The 18,252-nt window shown below is 68.2% G+C and carries 13 protein-coding genes and 1 pseudogene; 3 read left to right on the forward strand and 11 right to left on the reverse strand.

Annotation, left to right across the window (positions count from 1 at the left end):
• Positions 1-13: 13 nt before the first annotated feature.
• Both BM417_RS41225 and BM417_RS41230 read right to left on the reverse strand, forming a co-directional pair.
• Positions 14-1,630 carry an AfsR/SARP family transcriptional regulator gene (locus tag BM417_RS41225; protein ID WP_093605569.1) on the reverse strand — a complete coding sequence of 539 codons (1,617 nt, stop codon included), beginning with the start codon at positions 1,628-1,630 and terminating at the stop codon, positions 14-16.
• 114 nt (positions 1,631-1,744) lie between these two features.
• On the reverse strand, positions 1,745-4,840 hold the full coding sequence (locus BM417_RS41230) for an AfsR/SARP family transcriptional regulator (protein ID WP_177320896.1): 3,096 nt from the start codon (positions 4,838-4,840) through the stop codon (positions 1,745-1,747).
• Between the two features lie 354 nt (positions 4,841-5,194).
• Here BM417_RS41230 and BM417_RS48245 point away from each other — a divergent pair, with 354 nt between their 5' ends.
• Together BM417_RS48245 and BM417_RS41235 are read left to right on the forward strand one after the other, a co-directional pair.
• The gene (locus tag BM417_RS48245; protein WP_177320897.1) at positions 5,195-5,737 is read left to right on the forward strand and encodes a hypothetical protein; all 543 of its coding nucleotides are present in this window, start codon (positions 5,195-5,197) and stop codon (positions 5,735-5,737) included.
• Positions 5,731-6,609 (forward strand): sporulation-delaying protein SdpB family protein, encoded by an 879-nt coding sequence (locus tag BM417_RS41235; RefSeq protein WP_177320898.1) that lies wholly within the window; start codon positions 5,731-5,733, stop codon positions 6,607-6,609. Before BM417_RS48245 ends, BM417_RS41235 begins: the two co-directional genes overlap by 7 nt.
• Positions 6,610-6,741: 132 nt before the next feature.
• Here BM417_RS41235 and BM417_RS41240 read toward each other — a convergent pair whose 3' ends face one another.
• From BM417_RS41240 to BM417_RS49590, 3 genes are all read right to left on the reverse strand, one after another.
• A complete protein-coding gene (locus BM417_RS41240) occupies positions 6,742-7,086 on the reverse strand; it encodes a hypothetical protein (protein WP_093605572.1) in 345 nt (114 codons plus the stop codon).
• A gap of 85 nt (positions 7,087-7,171) precedes the next feature.
• Positions 7,172-7,339 carry a hypothetical protein gene (locus BM417_RS48250; protein ID WP_177320899.1) on the reverse strand — a complete coding sequence of 56 codons (168 nt, stop codon included), beginning with the start codon at positions 7,337-7,339 and terminating at the stop codon, positions 7,172-7,174.
• Positions 7,329-8,441 (reverse strand): integrase core domain-containing protein, encoded by a 1,113-nt coding sequence (locus BM417_RS49590; RefSeq protein WP_245822669.1) that lies wholly within the window; start codon positions 8,439-8,441, stop codon positions 7,329-7,331. The genes BM417_RS48250 and BM417_RS49590 overlap by 11 nt, the downstream gene beginning before the upstream one ends.
• 65 nt (positions 8,442-8,506) lie before the next feature.
• Here BM417_RS49590 and BM417_RS47300 point away from each other — a divergent pair.
• Positions 8,507-9,081: pseudogene (locus tag BM417_RS47300) on the forward strand (IS701 family transposase); the annotation flags it as partial.
• Positions 9,082-9,250: 169 nt separating this feature from the next.
• On the opposite strand, the gene BM417_RS48255 reads toward BM417_RS47300, so the two are convergent.
• From BM417_RS48255 to BM417_RS41285, 6 genes are all read right to left on the reverse strand, one after another.
• Positions 9,251-9,607 carry a hypothetical protein gene (locus tag BM417_RS48255; protein ID WP_177320901.1) on the reverse strand — a complete coding sequence of 119 codons (357 nt, stop codon included), beginning with the start codon at positions 9,605-9,607 and terminating at the stop codon, positions 9,251-9,253.
• A 358-nt stretch (positions 9,608-9,965) separates the two neighbouring features.
• Entirely contained in the window at positions 9,966-15,953 is a 5,988-nt protein-coding gene (locus BM417_RS41260; RefSeq protein ID WP_143139032.1) for an RHS repeat-associated core domain-containing protein, read from the reverse strand.
• 270 nt (positions 15,954-16,223) lie between these two features.
• Positions 16,224-16,496: a chorismate mutase gene (gene aroH / locus BM417_RS41265; protein ID WP_093605576.1), complete on the reverse strand. Its 273-nt coding sequence runs from the start codon at positions 16,494-16,496 to the stop codon at positions 16,224-16,226.
• Positions 16,475-16,861: a saccharopine dehydrogenase NADP-binding domain-containing protein gene (locus tag BM417_RS41270; protein ID WP_245822671.1), complete on the reverse strand. Its 387-nt coding sequence runs from the start codon at positions 16,859-16,861 to the stop codon at positions 16,475-16,477. Before BM417_RS41270 ends, aroH begins: the two co-directional genes overlap by 22 nt.
• Positions 16,862-16,946: 85 nt before the next feature.
• Positions 16,947-17,198: a hypothetical protein gene (locus BM417_RS41275; protein ID WP_093605577.1), complete on the reverse strand. Its 252-nt coding sequence runs from the start codon at positions 17,196-17,198 to the stop codon at positions 16,947-16,949.
• 301 nt (positions 17,199-17,499) lie between these two features.
• A complete protein-coding gene (locus BM417_RS41285) occupies positions 17,500-18,222 on the reverse strand; it encodes a hypothetical protein (protein ID WP_143139033.1) in 723 nt (240 codons plus the stop codon).
• Positions 18,223-18,252 lie beyond the last annotated feature (30 nt).

The raw sequence follows: 18,252 nt of genomic DNA on the forward strand, positions 1-18,252 counted from the left end.
GGACGACCTCCGGTCAGAGCGAAACGGACTCGGCGGACAGTTCGCGAGCGCAGAGCCGGACCAGCGGGTCGAGCCGGCCGGCGGGATCGACCAGGTTGGCCACCACCAGTTCCTCGACGGCGAGGTCCACGGCGGATTCCGTGCGCCCCGGCTCGCGCGCGGAGCCGGTGATGGCGAGCGCCCGCAACGCCCGCCGCGCCGCAGAGGTGAGCGCGTCGAAACTGGCGGCGAACTCCGCACGCACGCTGGTCGTGCCGATGGCCAGTTCGTCCAGCACCCCGCCGTCGTCGGACATCCGATCGGCCAGCCGCCGCAGGGTCAGCCCCGGCCGCAACGCCAGCCGTTCGGCGATGATCCGCAATGCGCGGGGATTGCCGGCGGACGCACGCACAACGGCCCGCGCCGCGGCAGGTTCGGCCGCTGTCCTCGCCACCCCGAGCAGGCGAACGGCCTCCCGGTCGGCGAGCGGCCCCAGTCGCACGACGCCGAATCCGCCGGGAGTCCGGCGCGTCGACACGAGCACGCGGCTCGGTCCGGCACCGAGGGCGAACGGGGCGACCTCCAGCGCGCCGTCGAGCACGATCAGCACGCGCCGGTCCGCGAGCAGCGACCGGTACGCCGTGGCCCGATCCGCGATCTCGCCGGGCACGTCGTCACGACGGACACCCAGCGCGCACAGCAACTCGGTGAGGGCTTCGCCCGTGCCGCGGGTGACGGCGTGGTAGAGCTGACCGTCCGGAAAGGACGGTGCGAGTGCCTCGGCGGCCCGCAGGACCAGAGCCGACGTGCCGATCCCCGGCGGACCGCAGACCACGGTGACCCGGCTGGTCGCCGTCACGATCGCACCGAGTTCCCGCCGCCGGCCCACGAAGTCGGCGGGACCGGGTGGCAGGCCGCGTGGAACGGTGGCGAACACCCTGCGCTGTGCGTCCCGCAGCTGTGGTCCCGGATCCAGGCCGAGTTCCGCGCGCAGCACCTCCCGCGCCCTTCCGAAGACGGTCAGGGCATCGGCTGTGCGTCCGGCTCGGTGCAGAGCCCCGACCAGCAGTGCCCACGTCCCCTCGGCGAGCGGGCGTTCGGCGACCATCTCGCGCAGAATGCCGATCGCGTCGTCAGCACGACCGGTCGCGGTGAGCGCCTCCACCAGTGCCGACAGCACCGCCCAGCGCCGGTCGTCCAGCGCGGTCGCGGCCGCGTCCACCCAGGGGGCCAGCTCGACCCCACCGAACGCCCGCCCTCGCCACAGTCCCAGTGCGCGTGTCAGCACGGCCACCGCGTGCCCGTGCTCCCCCGCCCGGACAGCGGCCTCGCCCTCGTCCGCGAGCCGGTGGAACACGTGCAGGTCGACCTCGCCGGGATCCACCTCGATGCGGTAGCCGACGCCCACGCTGCTCAGCTCCGCGGTACCCGCGAGCACGCGACGAAGGCCCGACACGTACGTGCGCACGTTCGACGGTGCCGAACGCGGCGGCGACTCACCCCACAGCGTCTCCACCAGCCTGTCGGTGGAGACCATCTCGCCGGCGCGCAACAGCAGCGCGACCAGCACCCCCTGCCGCTTCACCCCGCCGATGGCGAGCCGTCCCGCGGCCCCGTGCACCTCCAGCGGTCCCAGCACGTGCAGACGCATCCGACCCCCCGGTCTCTCGCAGGTGTCACCACCGGGACGGGAGTCAAACAACGGTCGGCATCGGCTCGGCCTTCGCTCGACATCGGCGCGAAGCCCGCAGTGTCAGATGCAGCGTCAGATGCCGGAACGCGCCTTGCGCTGCGGAGCGCGGACCTCGGCCAGGCCCGCCACCGGACTTGAGTCACCCGGACCCGTCCGGCACCGGCCACAGCGCACAGAGGCGTCGCCTGGCGCGGTCAGATGCGCACGGATCTGTGCGGCCTCGAGCGAATCGTCCTGATAGAGCGGCAGCGCCTTTCCCCACAGGTTGCGCGCCCTGTCGTGTTCCTGGAGCAACGCGGCGACGTGCGCCAGGCCCTCCCTCGCCCGCGCGAGCACCAGCGGCAGGTCCACCTCCGACGAGATGCGCTCGACCTCGCGGAACCGCGCCTGCGCCTCGGTGAGCCGGCCGGCCGCCAGTTCCGCCTCGGCCAGGGCTGTGATCGCGTCGCACTCCGGTTCGTGCAGATCCGTCGACCGAGCCGCTTCGCGCGCCACCACGCCCACGGCGAGCGCCTCGTCGATGTGTCCCAACGCCCTCCAGGAAACCGACAACCAGGACAGTCCGATCACCTCGCCGCGCACGAACCCGATCGACCGGCTCAGCCCGACCGCCCGGTCCAGTGGTTCGATCGCCAGCTCGTCGCGCTCGCGGCTGTACTCGAGCCAGCCGATGTTGATCAGCGTGATCGCCTCGCCCTCGATCGAACGCACCCTTTGGTGGTGCGCGAGCGCCTGCTCGAACAACGACCGGGCCCGCTCGTACATCCCGAGCTGACAGGCGACGATCCCCAGGTTGATGCCGGAGTTGATCGCGTTGTCGAGGTCTCCGAGCGTCTGCGCGGTCTCGTGCGCCTCCTCGAACCGTTCCGCGGCCCCGGTCAGCGAACCCGCCTGCAGCAGCGAGACGCCGAGATCACGCAGCCCCGCCGCGAGTGCGGGCAGGTCGCCCAGCTCGCGGCAGATCGCGACGGACCGCTCCAGCGCGTCGCGCACCTCGAGGTTGCGGCCGTGCTCGCGCAACGCGAACGCCACGACCTGCCACGCCAGTGCCGATCCGCGCTGGTCGCCGAGCTCGCCGGCCGCTCGCACCGCGTGTTCGGCCAAGTCGAGCACGCCGGCGCGCTGACCGATCCGCACGAAGTACGGCAACAGCGCACACGGGAGTTGCCACGCGTGCGCGAACCAGCCGTGCGTCGCGGCGTGTTCGACCACCATCACCAGGTTCCTGTGCTCGGCCCGCAACGCCCGCAACGCCATTCCGGCGGCGTCCGGCGCGGGTGCCTGCGTGGCGTGCGCTATCTCCGCGCGGAACCGCGGGGCTCCCATGATCAGCGTGGCGCAGCACTTCTCGACGAAACCGAGGTAGTGGTCGAACAACCGGCTTCTGGCCAGGCTCGCCTCGTCGGGATGAATCTCCTCCGCCACACCACGCGCGCAGTCCCGCACCAGGTCGTGAAAGCGGTAGCGGCCGGGATCGCGTTGCATCACCAGGTTGCGCTCCAGCAGCGCCTCCAGCGCGTCCTCGGCTTCGGCGGGAGGCAACCCGCTCAGCGCGGCCGCGGCGTACGCGTCGAAGTCGTGCACGGGCGCGAGTCCGAGCAGCCGGAACAGCCGCTGCCGCACCGGCGTCAGGTGGCGGTAGGACAACGCGATCACGCCGGACACGCTGTGGTCGTCCACCGTGAAGGTACGGTCGCGCCGGTGCCGGTCGCGCAACTGTTCGGCCAGGTCCGCCATTGTCCACAGAGGACGGCGCCGGAAACGCGACGCGGCGATGCGCAGGGCCAGCGGCAGACCTCCGCACAACTCGACCACCGCCTCGGTGGCCTCGCGCTCGACGGTGACGCGGTCCGTCGACGCGACCCGCCCGAACAGCTCCGCCGCACCGTCCGGATCGAGCACGTCCAGCGGCAGCGGTACGGCGCCCGGCAGGTCGACCAGTTGCCGCCTGCTGGTCACCAGCACGAGCGACCCCGGGCCACCGGGCAGGAGCGGCAGCACCTGCGAGGAGTCGGAAGCGTTGTCGAGCAGCACCAGCACCCGTTTGCCCGCCGTGCGTTCGCGCCAGCGGTCCCGGCGCGAGGCCGCGTCGGCCGGCATCTGGCGTGCGGGCACGCCGCTCTGCCACAGCAGTGCGTCCACGGCCTCGTCGACGGCCATCGGCCGCTTGTCGTCGGTGTACCCCTGCAGGTCCACGAAGTACTGACCGTCCGGGTAGCGGTCGAGCAACAGGTGCGCGACGTGCACCGCCAGCGCGGTCTTGCCGACGCCGCCCATGCCCTCTACCACCAGGATCACCACCGCACCGGAGGGAACACCGCCGGCAAGCGTGAGCACCTGCGTGACGTCGGCGGACCGTCCGGTGAAGTCCGGTGTGTCATAAGGCAGGAACGACCCGGAGGACTCGGCGGTCAGCGGTTCGGCCAGTTCCCCAGCAGGTTGGGAACGCAGCATCCGCTCGTGCAGGGCCCGCAGTTCGGGGCCGGGATCCGCACCCAGCTCGTCCGCGAGAAGCCTGCGGCCCTCCTCGAACACGGCCAGTGCGTCCCCTTGCCGCCCCACCCGGTACAACGCCCGCATCAGCGTGGCGCGCAACGACTCCCGCAAGGGGTTCTCGGCGACGTGACCGACGAGCTCGGCGACGAGAGTGGAGTCGTCGAGCTCGAGGCGCAGGCGCGCCAGGCGTTCCACCGCGATCAGCCGTTGCTCGGCCATCGTGTCGCGGGCGGCGGAGATCGACGACGACATGAGCCCGTCCAGCAACGGTCCGCGCCACAACGCCAGCGCGTCGGTCAGCGAAGCGACCGCGTCCCGCGAGCGTCCGCCTTCGGCCGCGGTGTCCGCGTCACGCACAAGGGCGCGGAAGACGTCGGAGTCGACGGTCTCCCCAGCGGTCTCCACCCGGTAGCCGTGGGTCGTGGTGACCAGCCGGCCACCGGCCGCGTCGATCGCGCGGCGCACACCCGCCACGGCGTTGGACACCTGACGCCGCGCCGTCTGCGGCGGGTCGTCCCACAGCTCGTCCACGAGCCGGTCGAACGACACGACCGAACCGTTGTTCAGCAGCAGCACGGCGAGCAGTTTCTGCTGCCGTTCACCGCCGAGCGCGACAAGGCCACCCGCACGGCGAAGTTCCAGCGGGCCCAGTATTCGATATTCAAGCGCCACGGACTCCCCCGAATCAATGTGGGGCTCATTGAGTACCACAGCCGCGATGCCGGTCGGCATGTTTTTGAAAAATCATTCCAGCTACGCTTCGAACCCCTTCGAACACGAGGAGTGAGTGTTGACAGCGCGCACCGAACCCGCTCTCATGCGTAACCGCCGTCACAGTTGCCCGCGAAGAACCAACTAAGGGGGACCTTAGAAATGCGTTGGTATGCGTTGCTGGGAGCACTGTCCGCCGTCCTGGCGCTGGCCGCAGCGCTGCTCTTGCCGAGTTCCGACAGCCAGGATCCAGCCACGGTCGAGACCGTGCAGGCCGGCTTCGCACCATGCGTGACCGGGTGCTGAGCCGTTTCGGTGCTCACCGAACCTGAGGAGCGAACGGGTGCCGCGCGAGGTTTCGCGTTCACGTGCGCGGCGTTTCTGACACTCGCCGCCCTCATAGGAATCACGTATCTGCCGAAGGGCTTCGTCGGCGATTCGATCACTGCCCGCCAGGACACCGCCAAATTGATCTGGCCGATGGCATGGCGTTTCTACATCAATTCCGCCGACCGCGAGTACGTCGTCGCCTATCAACAGACCGGCGGCTCGTTCGTGTCGCTGACCCACCCCGCCGCCGCCCCTGAATACCTCCGAGGATTGAGCAGGAAATCCTATGGCGACCTGGTGCGGCTGACGTCGGCGGCGCAGGCCATTCCGCCCGATCTGTGGCGCGAATGCGACACTCCGGACATCACCGAGTGCGCGAACGTGATCGCCGAGGCCCCCCGCGCGCCGATCCCGGACAGGCTCGCGTCGCACGTGTGCGGCCCGGCCGTCTTCGCCGTCGAACGACCTTCCGCCGACCGCACGGCCAGATGCGTCACCCGCGTCGCCGCGGTGGAGCTGACGTGCTGAACCGGCTGCTGACCGCCGACCCGAGATCACCCCTGCTCGGCGTGGCCCGATCCCTCGTCGCCCTGGCCCAGCTGCTGTCGCTGGCCTTCACCTCCGACACCGACCTCTTCCCCGCGATCGGTGGGCCACCCGACGGCCCGCGCTGCGACGGCCTGCGCGGAATCTCGTTGTGGTGCCTGGGTTTCGACCCGGCGATCGCCCGGTGGACGGCCGTCGCGGTGCTCGTGTCGGTAGCGGTCGGCTACCGACCACGATGGACGGTCGTCCCGCACTGGTACGTGGCGTTCAGCTTCAGCGCAGCCCTGATCGCGTCCCACGGCGGCGAGCACATCAGCAAGATCCTCACCCTGCTCCTGATCCCGGTACTGCTGGGCGACGACCGCGGCTGGCACTGGACCCGTCCACGAACCCCGATGGCCCCGAGATGGCACGGTGCGGCAGCGGCCGGCCACCTGGCGATCCGGGCGCAGATCGCCTTCGTCTACGGACAGGCGGTGTGGTTCAAACTCCGTGAACCTGAGTGGCGTTCCGGCGAAGCCATGCACTACACGATGCAGGACGCCTACTTCGGCGCAACGCCCGCGCTGGCCGAACTGCTCGACTCGGTAGGCCCGCTAATGACGTGGGGCACGCTCGCCGCCGAGACGTTCCTGGCGCTCTCGGCGTTCTGCGGCGTCCGCATCCGGAAATGGGCCGTGGTGGTGGGTGTGGTGCTCCACCTCGGAATCATGGTCGTGCTCGGGCTGATCGGCTTCGGCCTGGTGATGATCGCCCTGCTGCTCGCCTCCTCAAGTCGAACCGATCTCACCGGCGCGGTCGGAGACTGCGCTCCGCGGCTCCGTCGGACTCTCCACACGCCGAAGCTCGCTTGACGCTTCCGATCGACGACGCCGGTTCGCAGGGCAGCCCCCTCAGTGTCCGCTGGCACGAGAAAGCGTTGCCGCTGACCTGCGGGGTTGTGCGTGCCGAAAACTACATCCATGCAGGTTAAGCCGCATGCGATCCTAGAGGAGGACTCCGCCGAGAAGGCCCTGTGGTCTAGGGTGAAGTGCTCGATCCGCCTTGGCTCGACAGGCTGAAGCCGGACCCCGCAGGAGTACATCGCCACCGAGCGATCGGTAGGTTCTGTACTCGTCGTGCTGCTCGTACTCGCGCAGCGCGTGCCACATACGGGCCTGATTCCAGATCAGCGTACGGTCCAATAGTTCGCCGCGAAAGTTCTTGGCACCAGTCTGCAGGTGCCCGACCGTCCACACCGGACCGGTGCCGCATTCGCCGTCGAGGCCGTCGACGATCCTGAGTACCCCGTAGGTGAGGACGAGCAGCGGTGCGGCGATGTAGGAACTCATGCCTCAAGCCTGCGGAACCGGCGACCCGAGCCGATCGCCGGTCAGCAGGATCTTCGGCATCCCTCTCAGGAGGGAGATGGCCTTCTCAGGCCGTTTCCAGGCTCACGCCCCACGTGTCGAGCACGACGCTGATCGGCGCGTAAACCATGTAGTTGTAGCAACGCGGGCTCACATCGGGGTTGAGGCCGGTGCAGCCCACCACCGTCGAGCCCTGTGCGTGCCGAAAACTGCATCCACGCAGGTTAAGCGGCATGTTGATACTCGTGGATGACTCCGCCGAGACGGTCCTGTCGATCTACGGTGAGGCGTTCGATCTGGGCGGGTTCGAGAGGCTGGGGCCGGGCTCTCATGGGTGCTGCGGCGGCGAGTGATCGGTGGGTTCGGTGCTCGCTGTAGTGCCGCTCGTACTCGCGTAACGCGTGCGTTAGGTGGGTCTGGTTCCAGATCAGCGTGCGGTCGAGCAGTTCGGTGCGAAGTGTCTTGACCCAGCGTTCGGTGATGGAGTTCATGCGGGGCATCCGGACACCGGTCAGCACCGTCGCGATTCCCGCGGTGCCGAGGATCTTGTCGATCAACGCGGGGTATTTGGCGTCGCGGTCACGAATGAGGAACTTGATCTGCGCGAGGTGTCCTGTGTCCTCGAGGTCCATGAGCAGGTTGCGGATGGCCTGGGTGACCCAGGCATGGGTGAGGTGTGTGGTGGTGCCGAGTATCCATACGCGCCGGCTGGCGTGGTGGATGGCGGCGAGAATGTACTGGCGCTGGCCGGTCAGCGTGACCGTTTCAATGAAGTCCATCGCCAGGATCGCCTCGGCCTGCGAGCGCAGGAAGTCGGCCCAGGTAACGGTTGTCCGGCGCGGGGCCGGATCGATGCCGGCAGTCTTGAGGATCTCCCACACCGTCGATGCGGCGATCGCGACACCGAGCAGGGCGAGTTCGCCGTGGATGCGTCGATATCCCCACGAGGGGTTCTCGGTCGCCAGGCGCAGGACGAGACGGCGGATCGAGGCGACAGCGCGCGGACGTCCGGGCCGGCGGTTCACGCTCGTTCGGGCATGGCGGCGCTTGATCAGGTCGCGATGCCACCTCAGCACCGTGTCAGGGCTGACCAAGAGCTGGAGTCGGCGCAGCGTCGCGCAGGCCAGGGGCACGAGTAAGGCTGCAAACAACGCCCTGTCTTCAGGCCGCAATCGTGGACGCTGATCACCGAGTTGCCGGTGCAGGACCGCGAGTTGGTGGCGTAACGCGAGGATCTCGACGTCCTTCTCCCGATCGGTCGTACGCAGAAGCCACAGCGCGGCGAAGGCGTGATAGACAGCGAGGTAGGCGAAGCGGACCAGCACGACCGCGATCATGCCGGATAGTGAGTGATACCCACCGATGCCCGCTGACCTGCACGGACGTAGTTCTCGGCACGCACAGGGCCGTGGACGCGGGGGTGCCGTTCTCGTGGTTCACCGCGGACGAGGCCTACGGTCAGAACCCCGGTCTGCGGTCCTGGCTGGAAAAACGGGGTATCGCCTTCGCCATGGCGATCCCGTGCAAGCAGGAACTCCCGACGGCCGCGGGAAAGCGACGGGCCGAGGTGCTGGCTCGGCTGGTGCCGAAGACGGCCTGGCAACGCCGCTCCTGCGGCGACGGCGCCAAGGGGCCACGGCTGTATGACTGGGCCCTGGTCGACGCCGGCGAACACCACAGTCTGCTGATCCGCCGCTCGCTCACCCCCAACGCCAAGGGCGTCCGTGAGATCGCCTACTTCCTCTGCCACACACCGGATCCGGTCCCGTTGGACGTGCTGGTCCGGGTGGCCGGGAGCCGGTGGGCGGTCGAGGAATGCTTCCAGGCGGCAAAGAACGAGGTCGGCCTGGACCACTACCAGGTCCGCAAGTACGACGCCTGGTACCGGCATATCACCCTCGCGATGCTCGCCCAGGCCTTCCTCGCGGTCACCGCGAAGACGGAAAAGGGGCTCTGCAGACCGCGATGACGGCCTGATCCCGTTGAGTGTCAACGAGATCAGGCACCTGCACGCCGCCCTGACCTGCACCCCGCACCCGCGCTCCCACATCGAAGCCTGGTCACATTGGCGACGACGCCACCAACACCGAGCCCAGCAATGCCACTACCAGCGACGACTCAAAGATCACGGCCTGCGGCTGTAGTACTAACGGAGGAATTCCGGAGGATCCTCGGGAGGGAACTCCCCGGCAACGACCGCCGAGGAACGCTTCCAGGGAATTTCCGGAAAGCTGTCGATCACCTCGTCAATCGACGCCGCCACCACCGCGGACACCGAGACGTCGAACAACTCCCCCGGCGGCAGAGTCCGATCGCTCACGCTCTCCGAAATCTGGAGAAGCGCATCCGCTCCGACGAGAATCCGGGAATCCATCGACGGGCACGGCAGCTCCTGCAGCGGAAGTGGGCGGTAGCCGGAAACAATCCGGGACAACCTCCCCGCCGGGACGCCGGGCGCGTAGCACTGGTTCGAGGCCCCGATCGAGGTCTCCAGCACGGTCACGTGGAGGAGGAACTCGGACAGGGACTCTCCAATCGGCACCCAGTCCGAGCCCACCTCCCGGCCGAACACCGCGGGATCACCGTCGGACAAAGACGCCGCGAACTCCCAGGAACCCGCCCCGTCCGCCCAGAAGCTCAGCATTCCGGCCTCGAGCTCCGGAGGGTCCAGCGGCCCGCTGACCGCACAGATGTCAGCGGACCACCGGGAGGTGAGCTCGAACCAGGCCCTCAGCCGTGGCGGAAGCTCCGGCCGGGGGCGAGCCGGGAGATCCGGCTCGCCGTACCAACGCCTCAGGAACTTTTCGACACTTCCCTCGGATATCGAAAGCAGTTCTTCCACGCGATCATTATGCACCCGGCTAGTTCGCGTTACCGACGAAAGGCCGCGTACCGACGGGCTTTCCGTTCACGTACACCCACATCTTCACGCCTTCCGGAAGCATGTCCTCGATGTTCTCGAAGCACCCTCGGCGTCCTTTGCACATCTCGCCCTTGGCGTTCTGCACGTAGAGCACCGCTTTCCTGATCCCCGGATTGCTCCTCAGGAACGCCGCGGCGTGCGTCTCGACGTGGTCCTGGTTCTGCTTGGTCCGCCCGGGAAGGTTCTTGACCAGCTCAGAGTGACCGCCAGGACCGCTGGAGATCGGGAACTGCTCCGTGCCGACGTCGAGAATGCCGGTCGACCTGCGGTCCCAGTCCTTCGGCAGGTCGGCCGCCTCGTCCGCGAGGTTGGTGCCGCAGTTGTGCACCAGCAACGGCGTCGCACCGGCGAGCGCGTAGTACGTGCTCGTGCCGTTGATCGTCAGGTCGTACGTGCGCTGCGAGCCCGGGTAGGCACGCACCGCCGCGATCTGCACGAACGTCCCGGCAGCGGTCTTCAGCAGATCACCGGGCCGAAGATCGCCCGCGTCCACCCAGCGGCCGGCGGTCACCGACCAGAACGGGTGGTTGTCCGTCGCCGTGATCGTGGACTTGGACCCGTCCTCGGAGACCACGGTGATGTCCACATAGGACTTGTCGTGGTCGGTGCGGATCGTGAAGTACACCTGCTGCGGTGCAGCGGACTTACCGGACTTCTCGTCGGCCGACTGGACCGTGTCGCCGGGCTGGACCTCCTCGATCGGCTTCGTCGTGCCGTCCTCGAGCAGCACCCGCGTACCGGCCGGGAAGCTGTGCTTGCGACCCGGACACGTCTCGGGTTTCTTCTTGGTCGCGGCCTTCGCCTTGGCCGCCGCGGCCTTCGCACGTTCAGCGGCCTGGGCAGCGGCCTTGCGCGCCGCTTCCTCCGCCGCCGCACGCAGCTTCGCGGCCTTCTCCGCCGCGGCCTTCGCTGCTGCCGCGGCCGCCGCGGCAGCAGCCTCCGCGGCCTTCTCCGCGCCCTGGATGATGGCGCGCGCCCACTTCAGCTCCTGGAAGAAGGTGACGACGGCCTTGCCCGCCTTGAAGATCGCGCCGATGATCTTGGGAGCCTTGAAGATCTTGCCCCACGGCAACGCCCCCACGACGAGCGAGACACATGCACCCAGGTCGCCCTTGAGGCAGTTCATGAGGTCGTTGATCCCCAGGAACTCCATCAGGATCTGACCGCCGGCCTCCAGGATCACGTCGAGCACGCTCTTGCTCTGGATCTGCTGGGCCTTCGCCACGTCCTCCGGGCTCGGCCCGGTCGGTTCGGTGGCGCCGTTCTCCAGCGTCGTGCCACCGCCGCCGCCCGCGTCGGCCACCGCGCCCGTCGGGTCGGTGAACGCCATCGGGTTGTTCTCCGCGTAGGCGTAGGCGGAGATCGCGGGTCCCGCCTGCGGCATCGGGTCGATCGAGGTGAACCGGCCGGTGTCCGGGTTGTAGTTGCGGGCCCGCAGGTAGTAGTTGCCCTCGCCGGAGCTGGAGTCCTGGTACTGGCCGGTGAACTTCAGCGGGTTCGGCGGTCCTGCGGGCTCACCCGGCGTCAGGGTCGGTCCCTGGCGCGGGTTGCCGTACGGGTCGTAGTCGTAGCCCGCCAGCGGTTTCCCGTCCGGCGACAGCATGTTCGCGACGCCGCCGAGCCAGTCGTGCGTGTAGGAGTGCACTCCTGCGGCGGGGTCGATCAATGCCAGCGGCTCGTCGTCCGGGCCGTAGGCGAAGGTGCGCTTCTCAAGCACCCCACCGGAAGCATTGGTGGTGGTGTCCACCGCGATCTGCGGCAGCGTGCCGTTGACGTCCCACGACCAGCGCTTGGTGTTCTCACCGCTCGCCCCCGCGACCCGCAGACCCGCCGCGTCGTAGGAGAACGTCGTCTGCTGACCGCCGGCGTTCGTGGCCGTGGCGAGCGAGTTGTCCAGGTTGTAGGTGAACTTCTCGCGTCCCGCCTTGGTCTGGTTGCCGTTGAGGTCGTAGTCGTAGTCCGTGACCGTCGGGCTGCCACCGCGCGGATCGAAGATCTTCTTGGTGAGCTGGTCCGCCGAGTCGTAGTGGTACCGGGTGACGTCGTCGCCCGCGGTGCCCGATCGCTTCTGCCACAAGCGGTTGCCGACCAGGTCGTACTCGTAGTCGATCCGGCCCGCCGACGGCGTGTGCTTGCCGCAGTCCGCCGCCGCGTAGCACGCCGACGTCACGCGGTCCGCCTCGTCGTAGGCGTACGCCACCGACTCGGTCACGCCACCCCGAGTGGTGTCGACCTTCGTCGGGTTGCCGACCGGGTCGAGCGTGAGCTGGTACGAGGACACCGGGTCCTGCACGTCCGGTCGCGCCGGCCCGACCCGCTCGGTGCCGATGGCCGTCAACCGGCCCGCGTCGTCGTACGTCCGGTTCTCCGCCAGCCCGGTGGCGCCCGGCAGCGTCGTGCGCGTCCGCCGTCCTGCCACGTCGTAGCCGAAGCTCCACGTGGCACCGGCCGCCGTCACCTGTGTGACCCGGCCGTCCTTGTCGTAGTCCGACGTGACACGGGTGCCGTCCGGGTACTCGCGCGCGGTGATGTCTCCACGCACGTCGTACTCGTAGTTGAAGGTCTCCGTCCGGCCCGCCTCGCGACGGACGACCTTCTTGATCTGGTCCTCGTCGTCGTAGGTGACCTCACGCACGCCCAACGGGTCGCCGTAGGACGTGACACGGCTCTTGGCGTCGTAGCCCCACGTGTAGACAGGGCCGCCAGTTCCCAGCGCACGGCGTTCGCGCCGGTTCACGATGTCGTAGGCGGTGACGACCGTGCGCTGGGCCCGTTCCTCGTCGGAGAGGTGTTCGCCCTGCCGCCTGGTGATCATCGTGACGACGTTCGACTCGGCGTCGTAGCCCGCTTCGGCCTTGCGTCCCAACGCGTCCACCGAGCCCACCGGGCGCCCCGCCCGGTCGTACTCGATGCGGGTGCTGTGGAAGTGAGGGTCCCGCACCGACTTCAGCAGACCGTCTTCGTAGTAGTCGTAGACGGTGGCGTTGACGTCCGGCGCGTGCGGGTGGTACTTCGCATCCGCCTGGTGGATGCTGTGGACCTGGTCGTCCTCCCGGTAGCGGTAGCGCGTGACGTGGTTGTTGGCGTCGGTGACCGAGGTCATCCGGTTGTTCGCGTCCCAGGCCGTCGTCGTCGCGTGGTCGAGCGCGTTGATCAGCTTCGTGCGGTTGCCGGCGAGGTCGTACTCGAGGTGGCTGGTGAACTTCTCCTTGTCCGCACCGAGCACGTTGCCGCGCGGCTCGGTGGTCGCGGCGAGCAGACCGTCGTCGGTGTACTCCCACGTCGTCTTGCCACCGGAGGCGTCGGTCCGGCTGATCTTGTTGCCGGCCTCGTCGTAGGTGAACTTCGAGGAGTTGCCGCCCGCGTCGGTCTGCGAGGTCTGCCGGCCGTTGCGGTCGTAGCCCATCGTGATCTCACGGCCGAGCGCGTCCGTCGCCGAGGTGACCTGCCCCGTGTTGTCCCGCCGGTTGGACGAGGTCTTGTTGAACTCGTCCACAGTGGACGTCGTGCGGTCGAGCTCGTCGACCTTGATGTCCTTGTGCACGACCTGCCCGCCCGGATACGGCCGGGACATGCGGACCAGGTTGTCGTTCGCGTCGTAGCGGTACGTGGTGGTGAAGTCCGCCGGGTTCGCGCCGGGCACGTTCCCGCGCGGCGACGTGGTCGACTGCAGCAGCCCCTTGGCGTTGTACGCGTACGACGTGACGAGGTCGGGACCGTCGCCGCGCATCTCGATCCGCGACGCCGCGCGCCTGCCCGCGTTGGTGTAGGCGATGGACATCGTCTTGCGGGGGTCGGTCACCGCGTCGAGGCGGCCGTTGTCGAGGTAGCGGTTGCGCACCTCGACGCCCTCGGGGTTGATCGTCGCCCTGGGCCTGCCCACCTCGTCGTAGAAGGTGCGGTACGAGTGGTGCTTGCCCGGTTCCCGCACCTCGACGATCTGGTCCTGCTCGTCGTAGGCCGTCTTGGTGGTGTAGTCCCAGCGGTTCGCACTGGGGACCGTGCCGCGCGGATCAGTCTCCGCAACGCGACGCCCGGTCTTGTCGTACCCGAGCTCGGAACGCCTGCCCTCCGGCGAGACGACGGCGGCGAGCAGACCCGAGTTCTGCTGCCCGGCGGCGAAGTACTCGTACTTCGTCACCTTGCCGCGCTGGTCGGTCGTGCTGATGCGCAGGCCGCGGTCGTCGTAGGCGTGGGTGATCGAGTGGTTCTCCGCGTCCGTGCTGCGGATCAGCTCGTCGAACTCGTTGTACGTGTTCTTCCAGACGTTGCCGTTCGCGTCGGTGAACTCGATGGGGTTGTTGCGCGCGTCGTACTTCGTCTTCTCGTCAAACTTCATCGGCTGCGGTGCGCGACGCGTGACCGGGTTGCCGTTGAGGTCGTACAACGACTCGTGCTGGTTGTGGCTGCCGTTGACGACCAACGCGCGGTTCAGCGACTTGTCGTAGCGGTGGTTGTCCGTGTCACCGGCTCCACGGCGCGTGTACAGCAGCACGTTGCCGCGATAGCCGTCGCGCACGATCACGCCGTCCGCGTCCGTGGTGGTGGACTCCTGCGTCTCGCCGTTCCACGCGAACGAGGTGGCGTTGCCCAGCGCGTCGAGCTGCTTCACGACACGGCCGTCGGCGCCGTACTCGTTGCGGATCAGGATGATCCGCTTGTGGTCCTGCGGGCTGTGCACCTCGGTCAACCGGCCGTCGGCGCCGTAGCCGTACTTCCACTTGAACCCGCGGGCGTCCTTGAACGCCTTCAGGCGCCCGGAATCGTCGTAGTCGTAGAACGTCTTGCGGTGGTCGGGCAGCTGGATCCAGCGGATGCGCTCGTTCTCGACCCGCACCTTCACGACGCGGCCGGACGGGTCGGTGATCTCGACGCCCTCACCGGTGTACGCGAGCCTCGTCGCGACGCCCCGCGGCGTGCGCACCGCGATCAGCCTGCCCTGGCCGTCGAACTCGTACGTGATCTGGTTGAGGGTGACCAGCTCCCAGCCGGTCGCGGTCTTGCGCAACGCCGACCGAACGCCCGGCGGACGCTGGAAACCACCGCCGTCGGCGTTCTTGTAGAGCACCTGCGCGCCGTCGTCCGCGAGCACCATCGCGCCCTGCTCGGTCGGCGTCACGCGCATGTTGTACGACCAGGCCCAGCCCGGCCCGAACGGCCCGGGAACCGTGAGGCTGGACGAGTACACGCGGTTCGAGACGAACGGGATGCCGAACGACGCCATGGAGAGGTCCGGCTCGACCCGGCTGTAGGACCCGGTCGCGGTGTTGACGCCGTCACCGCGGAACGCCGGCCGCGCGCCGGTGCTGCTCAACGCCACACCGCAGCCGCACCCGGACACCTGCTCGACCGGCAGCGGATCCGGCAGCTCGGTGGTGCGCGGCCTGCTCACCGCACTCGGCTTGGACACGAGTTCGCCGCCCTCGTCCAGCACGGCGGCGATCGTGACGAAGTAGTCCTTCTCGCGGTCGAGCACCCAGCCGTCAGCGGCACCGAACGACCGGCAGAACTGCCGAACAGCTCCACATCGGACGCTCAGGTCGGACCGCGGCAGCGTCGTCGAGGCCTGCTCGGTGCCGCCCGCCTCGAACAGCCTGACGCGCCACGACTGCCACGGCCGAGGATCGTCCTTGACGTCGAAGTACGCCACCAGCGAGGTGTCGCCGAGCACGAAACCCGACCGCAGCTCCACGTTGGCGAAGACCTCGTCCTCCGCGGCCCTGACCTGGGCGAGCCTCGCACCGTCCACTTTGGCCGGTGCACCGCCGGCTTTCACGCCGTGCGGCACCACCGGAGGCCACTTGTCCGGCGGCACCGCCTCGTCCGGCCTTGCCGAAGCAGGCGCCGGCCGATCCACCGGCCCGGCACCCGCGGTCACTCCGGGCACGGCTCCAGCCGCCGTCCCGTACGTCACTGCCTGAAGCATGCTCGCGCCCACCACCAGGACACAGCTCAGCGCAATCAGGCGCGCCCGGCGCGCCGCTCGAACCCCCACAGTTCCCCCTGCCCCAAGGTGTCGCCCGTTCGCGTCAACGCCGGTCACGACTTCCCCGAGGTGACCCAGAACAATGCGCGATACGAATCGGACGCGTGTTTTCCCATCCTTCCTAGCGGTATCGGAAGAACGGCAAAACACCCATTCGGGGGAGTTCGGATATTCCGGGCCGCACAGAAACCCGGATATTCCCGAAAAGGATCAGTGATTCAGATCGGTGCGCAAAGCGGCCGCCCCGCGCAGGTATACGTGCTTCACCGACGAGCGCGGCAGATCGGTTTCCACGTGCGCCAGCAGCCTGATCACGCGCGGCATCGCACCGGGCACCGCGATTTCGGTGGCCGAGAGCAGCGGCACGTCGGAAAGCCCCGCCTGGCGTGCCACGTAGGCCGGGAACTCGGATGTGAGGTCGGGTGTGGCGGTGAGGACGACGCTGATCAGGTCGTCGGATGTCAGGCTGTTGCTGGAGAGCACGCCTCGACGACCGGGAGCCCGTAACGCGCATACGGGCCGACGGTGGTGGCGAGCACTCGCGTCGACGCGGCCAGCGCCGCCAGCGCGACCGGGTCCCCCGAGTCGGCGACGACCAGCGGCCACTCCCGCGCCGCCGCAGGCAGCGTGGCCCTGGTGGCGGCGAGCTTGTCCGCGGACCGCCCGGCCAGCGCGAACCGTACGCCCTCGGGGGCGTGCCGGGCCAGGTATGCGGCGGTCAGCGCCCCAACGAACCCGGTGGCGCCGTAGACGACGACGTCGTGCTCACGATTTATGGCCGTCAGCATGCCCCCCGGCTCCGGCCACCGCGCCGGTCGGGTGGCCTGGGCGAGGTATGGGAGAAACACGATCTTGTTCTCTTATGGGGTGCCAAAAACATGGCTCAACGTGCCTGACCTGCGGATCACGCTTATGCAGGTTCGTCCTCGTTGATCAAGCCGCCAAGCACTCGCCGACGACGTACGGATCTACAGCCTGGGTCTCCGGTCGGGTGATCGGGTTGTAGTGGGATACGTAGCGGAACAGCACTGACGTCAGGTGCCGCTGGTTGACGAACAGCAGCCGGTCGGTGAGCTCTCGTCTGACAGTGCCGACAAACCGTTCCGCGTGGCAGTTAGCCCGCAAACACCTCGGCGGGATCTTCACAACGTCAATGCCGGCGTCCGCGAGAACCGAGTCGAACAAAGACGAGATACAGCAGTCGCAGCGCCACGCCCACGATCATGCCTGCATGATGACAGAACCTGATCACCGCAGGTCAGCGTGTGGCTGCAGAGTTCTGGCACCCCACACCATGGACGCGAACAAGCACTCGCCGCACGTCAGGACGTCCTCGAGCACGAGGACATGATCAGCCGAAAACAAGCGCTCGCCGACGCTCGACCCGGCGGATTCGAAAAATACCGAATTCGCACGTGGCTCGTAGGCGCCCTGAATGACGACGAAGATGAGTAAGAAACGAACTAGTTGAGCTTTCCTGCGCAACTCAGCTTGAATGTTCCGATTGCCGTCGTGTACGGACGTGCACAACACAACTGATCACGGTTCCGGCGGTCAGCGCGGCACCGGCAACCAAGGTGATCGCCACATGATTCCAAAAGAACGCGTCCGCGTCATACGGCAACGGCGTCAGCACTCCAGTGCGTCCGCTGTCTCCGCGGACCGCCATCGCAACCAAGAGCACCGTGACCACCACCGCCACCACGGCGACAAGCTCTAGCCGCCGGCGCCACCAGGCCCACAACACCACAACGATCACAGCCACCAACCCGACAACAAGCGACCGGATGGGATCGCCCGGATACACAGCGAGCCAGCCCCACCAAGCGGCGTCACCCGACCGGCCAGACCCAGCCATGTGCTCGGCAATCCCCAACGGCCGAAGCCCGTCATAGACGCCGGCAAGATCCCAGCACCCCACCGCGTACGTGATCAGCCCTGCGCCAACCGGCACGCTCCACTCACCAACGGACAACAAGCGGTACGACGGCGAATGCCACATCAGGTCGACGAGCAGAGGCACAACAGCGGCGAACACGACAACGCACAGACTCCACGACGCCGCTTCCCAAGCGGGAGGCATCACCAACAACCCGTTGAGCCACACAGACGTGGAGGACACGAACAGCCCGGTCCCCCACAGCCACAACGCCACAACCACCGCTCCGGACGCGATACCAACGAGAGCACGTCCCAGAACCGTCGACACATCAAGCACCGTACAGGTCTGGGGCCACGC

The organism is Lentzea waywayandensis, assembly GCF_900115955.1.
Lineage (GTDB): Bacteria > Actinomycetota > Actinomycetes > Mycobacteriales > Pseudonocardiaceae > Lentzea > Lentzea waywayandensis.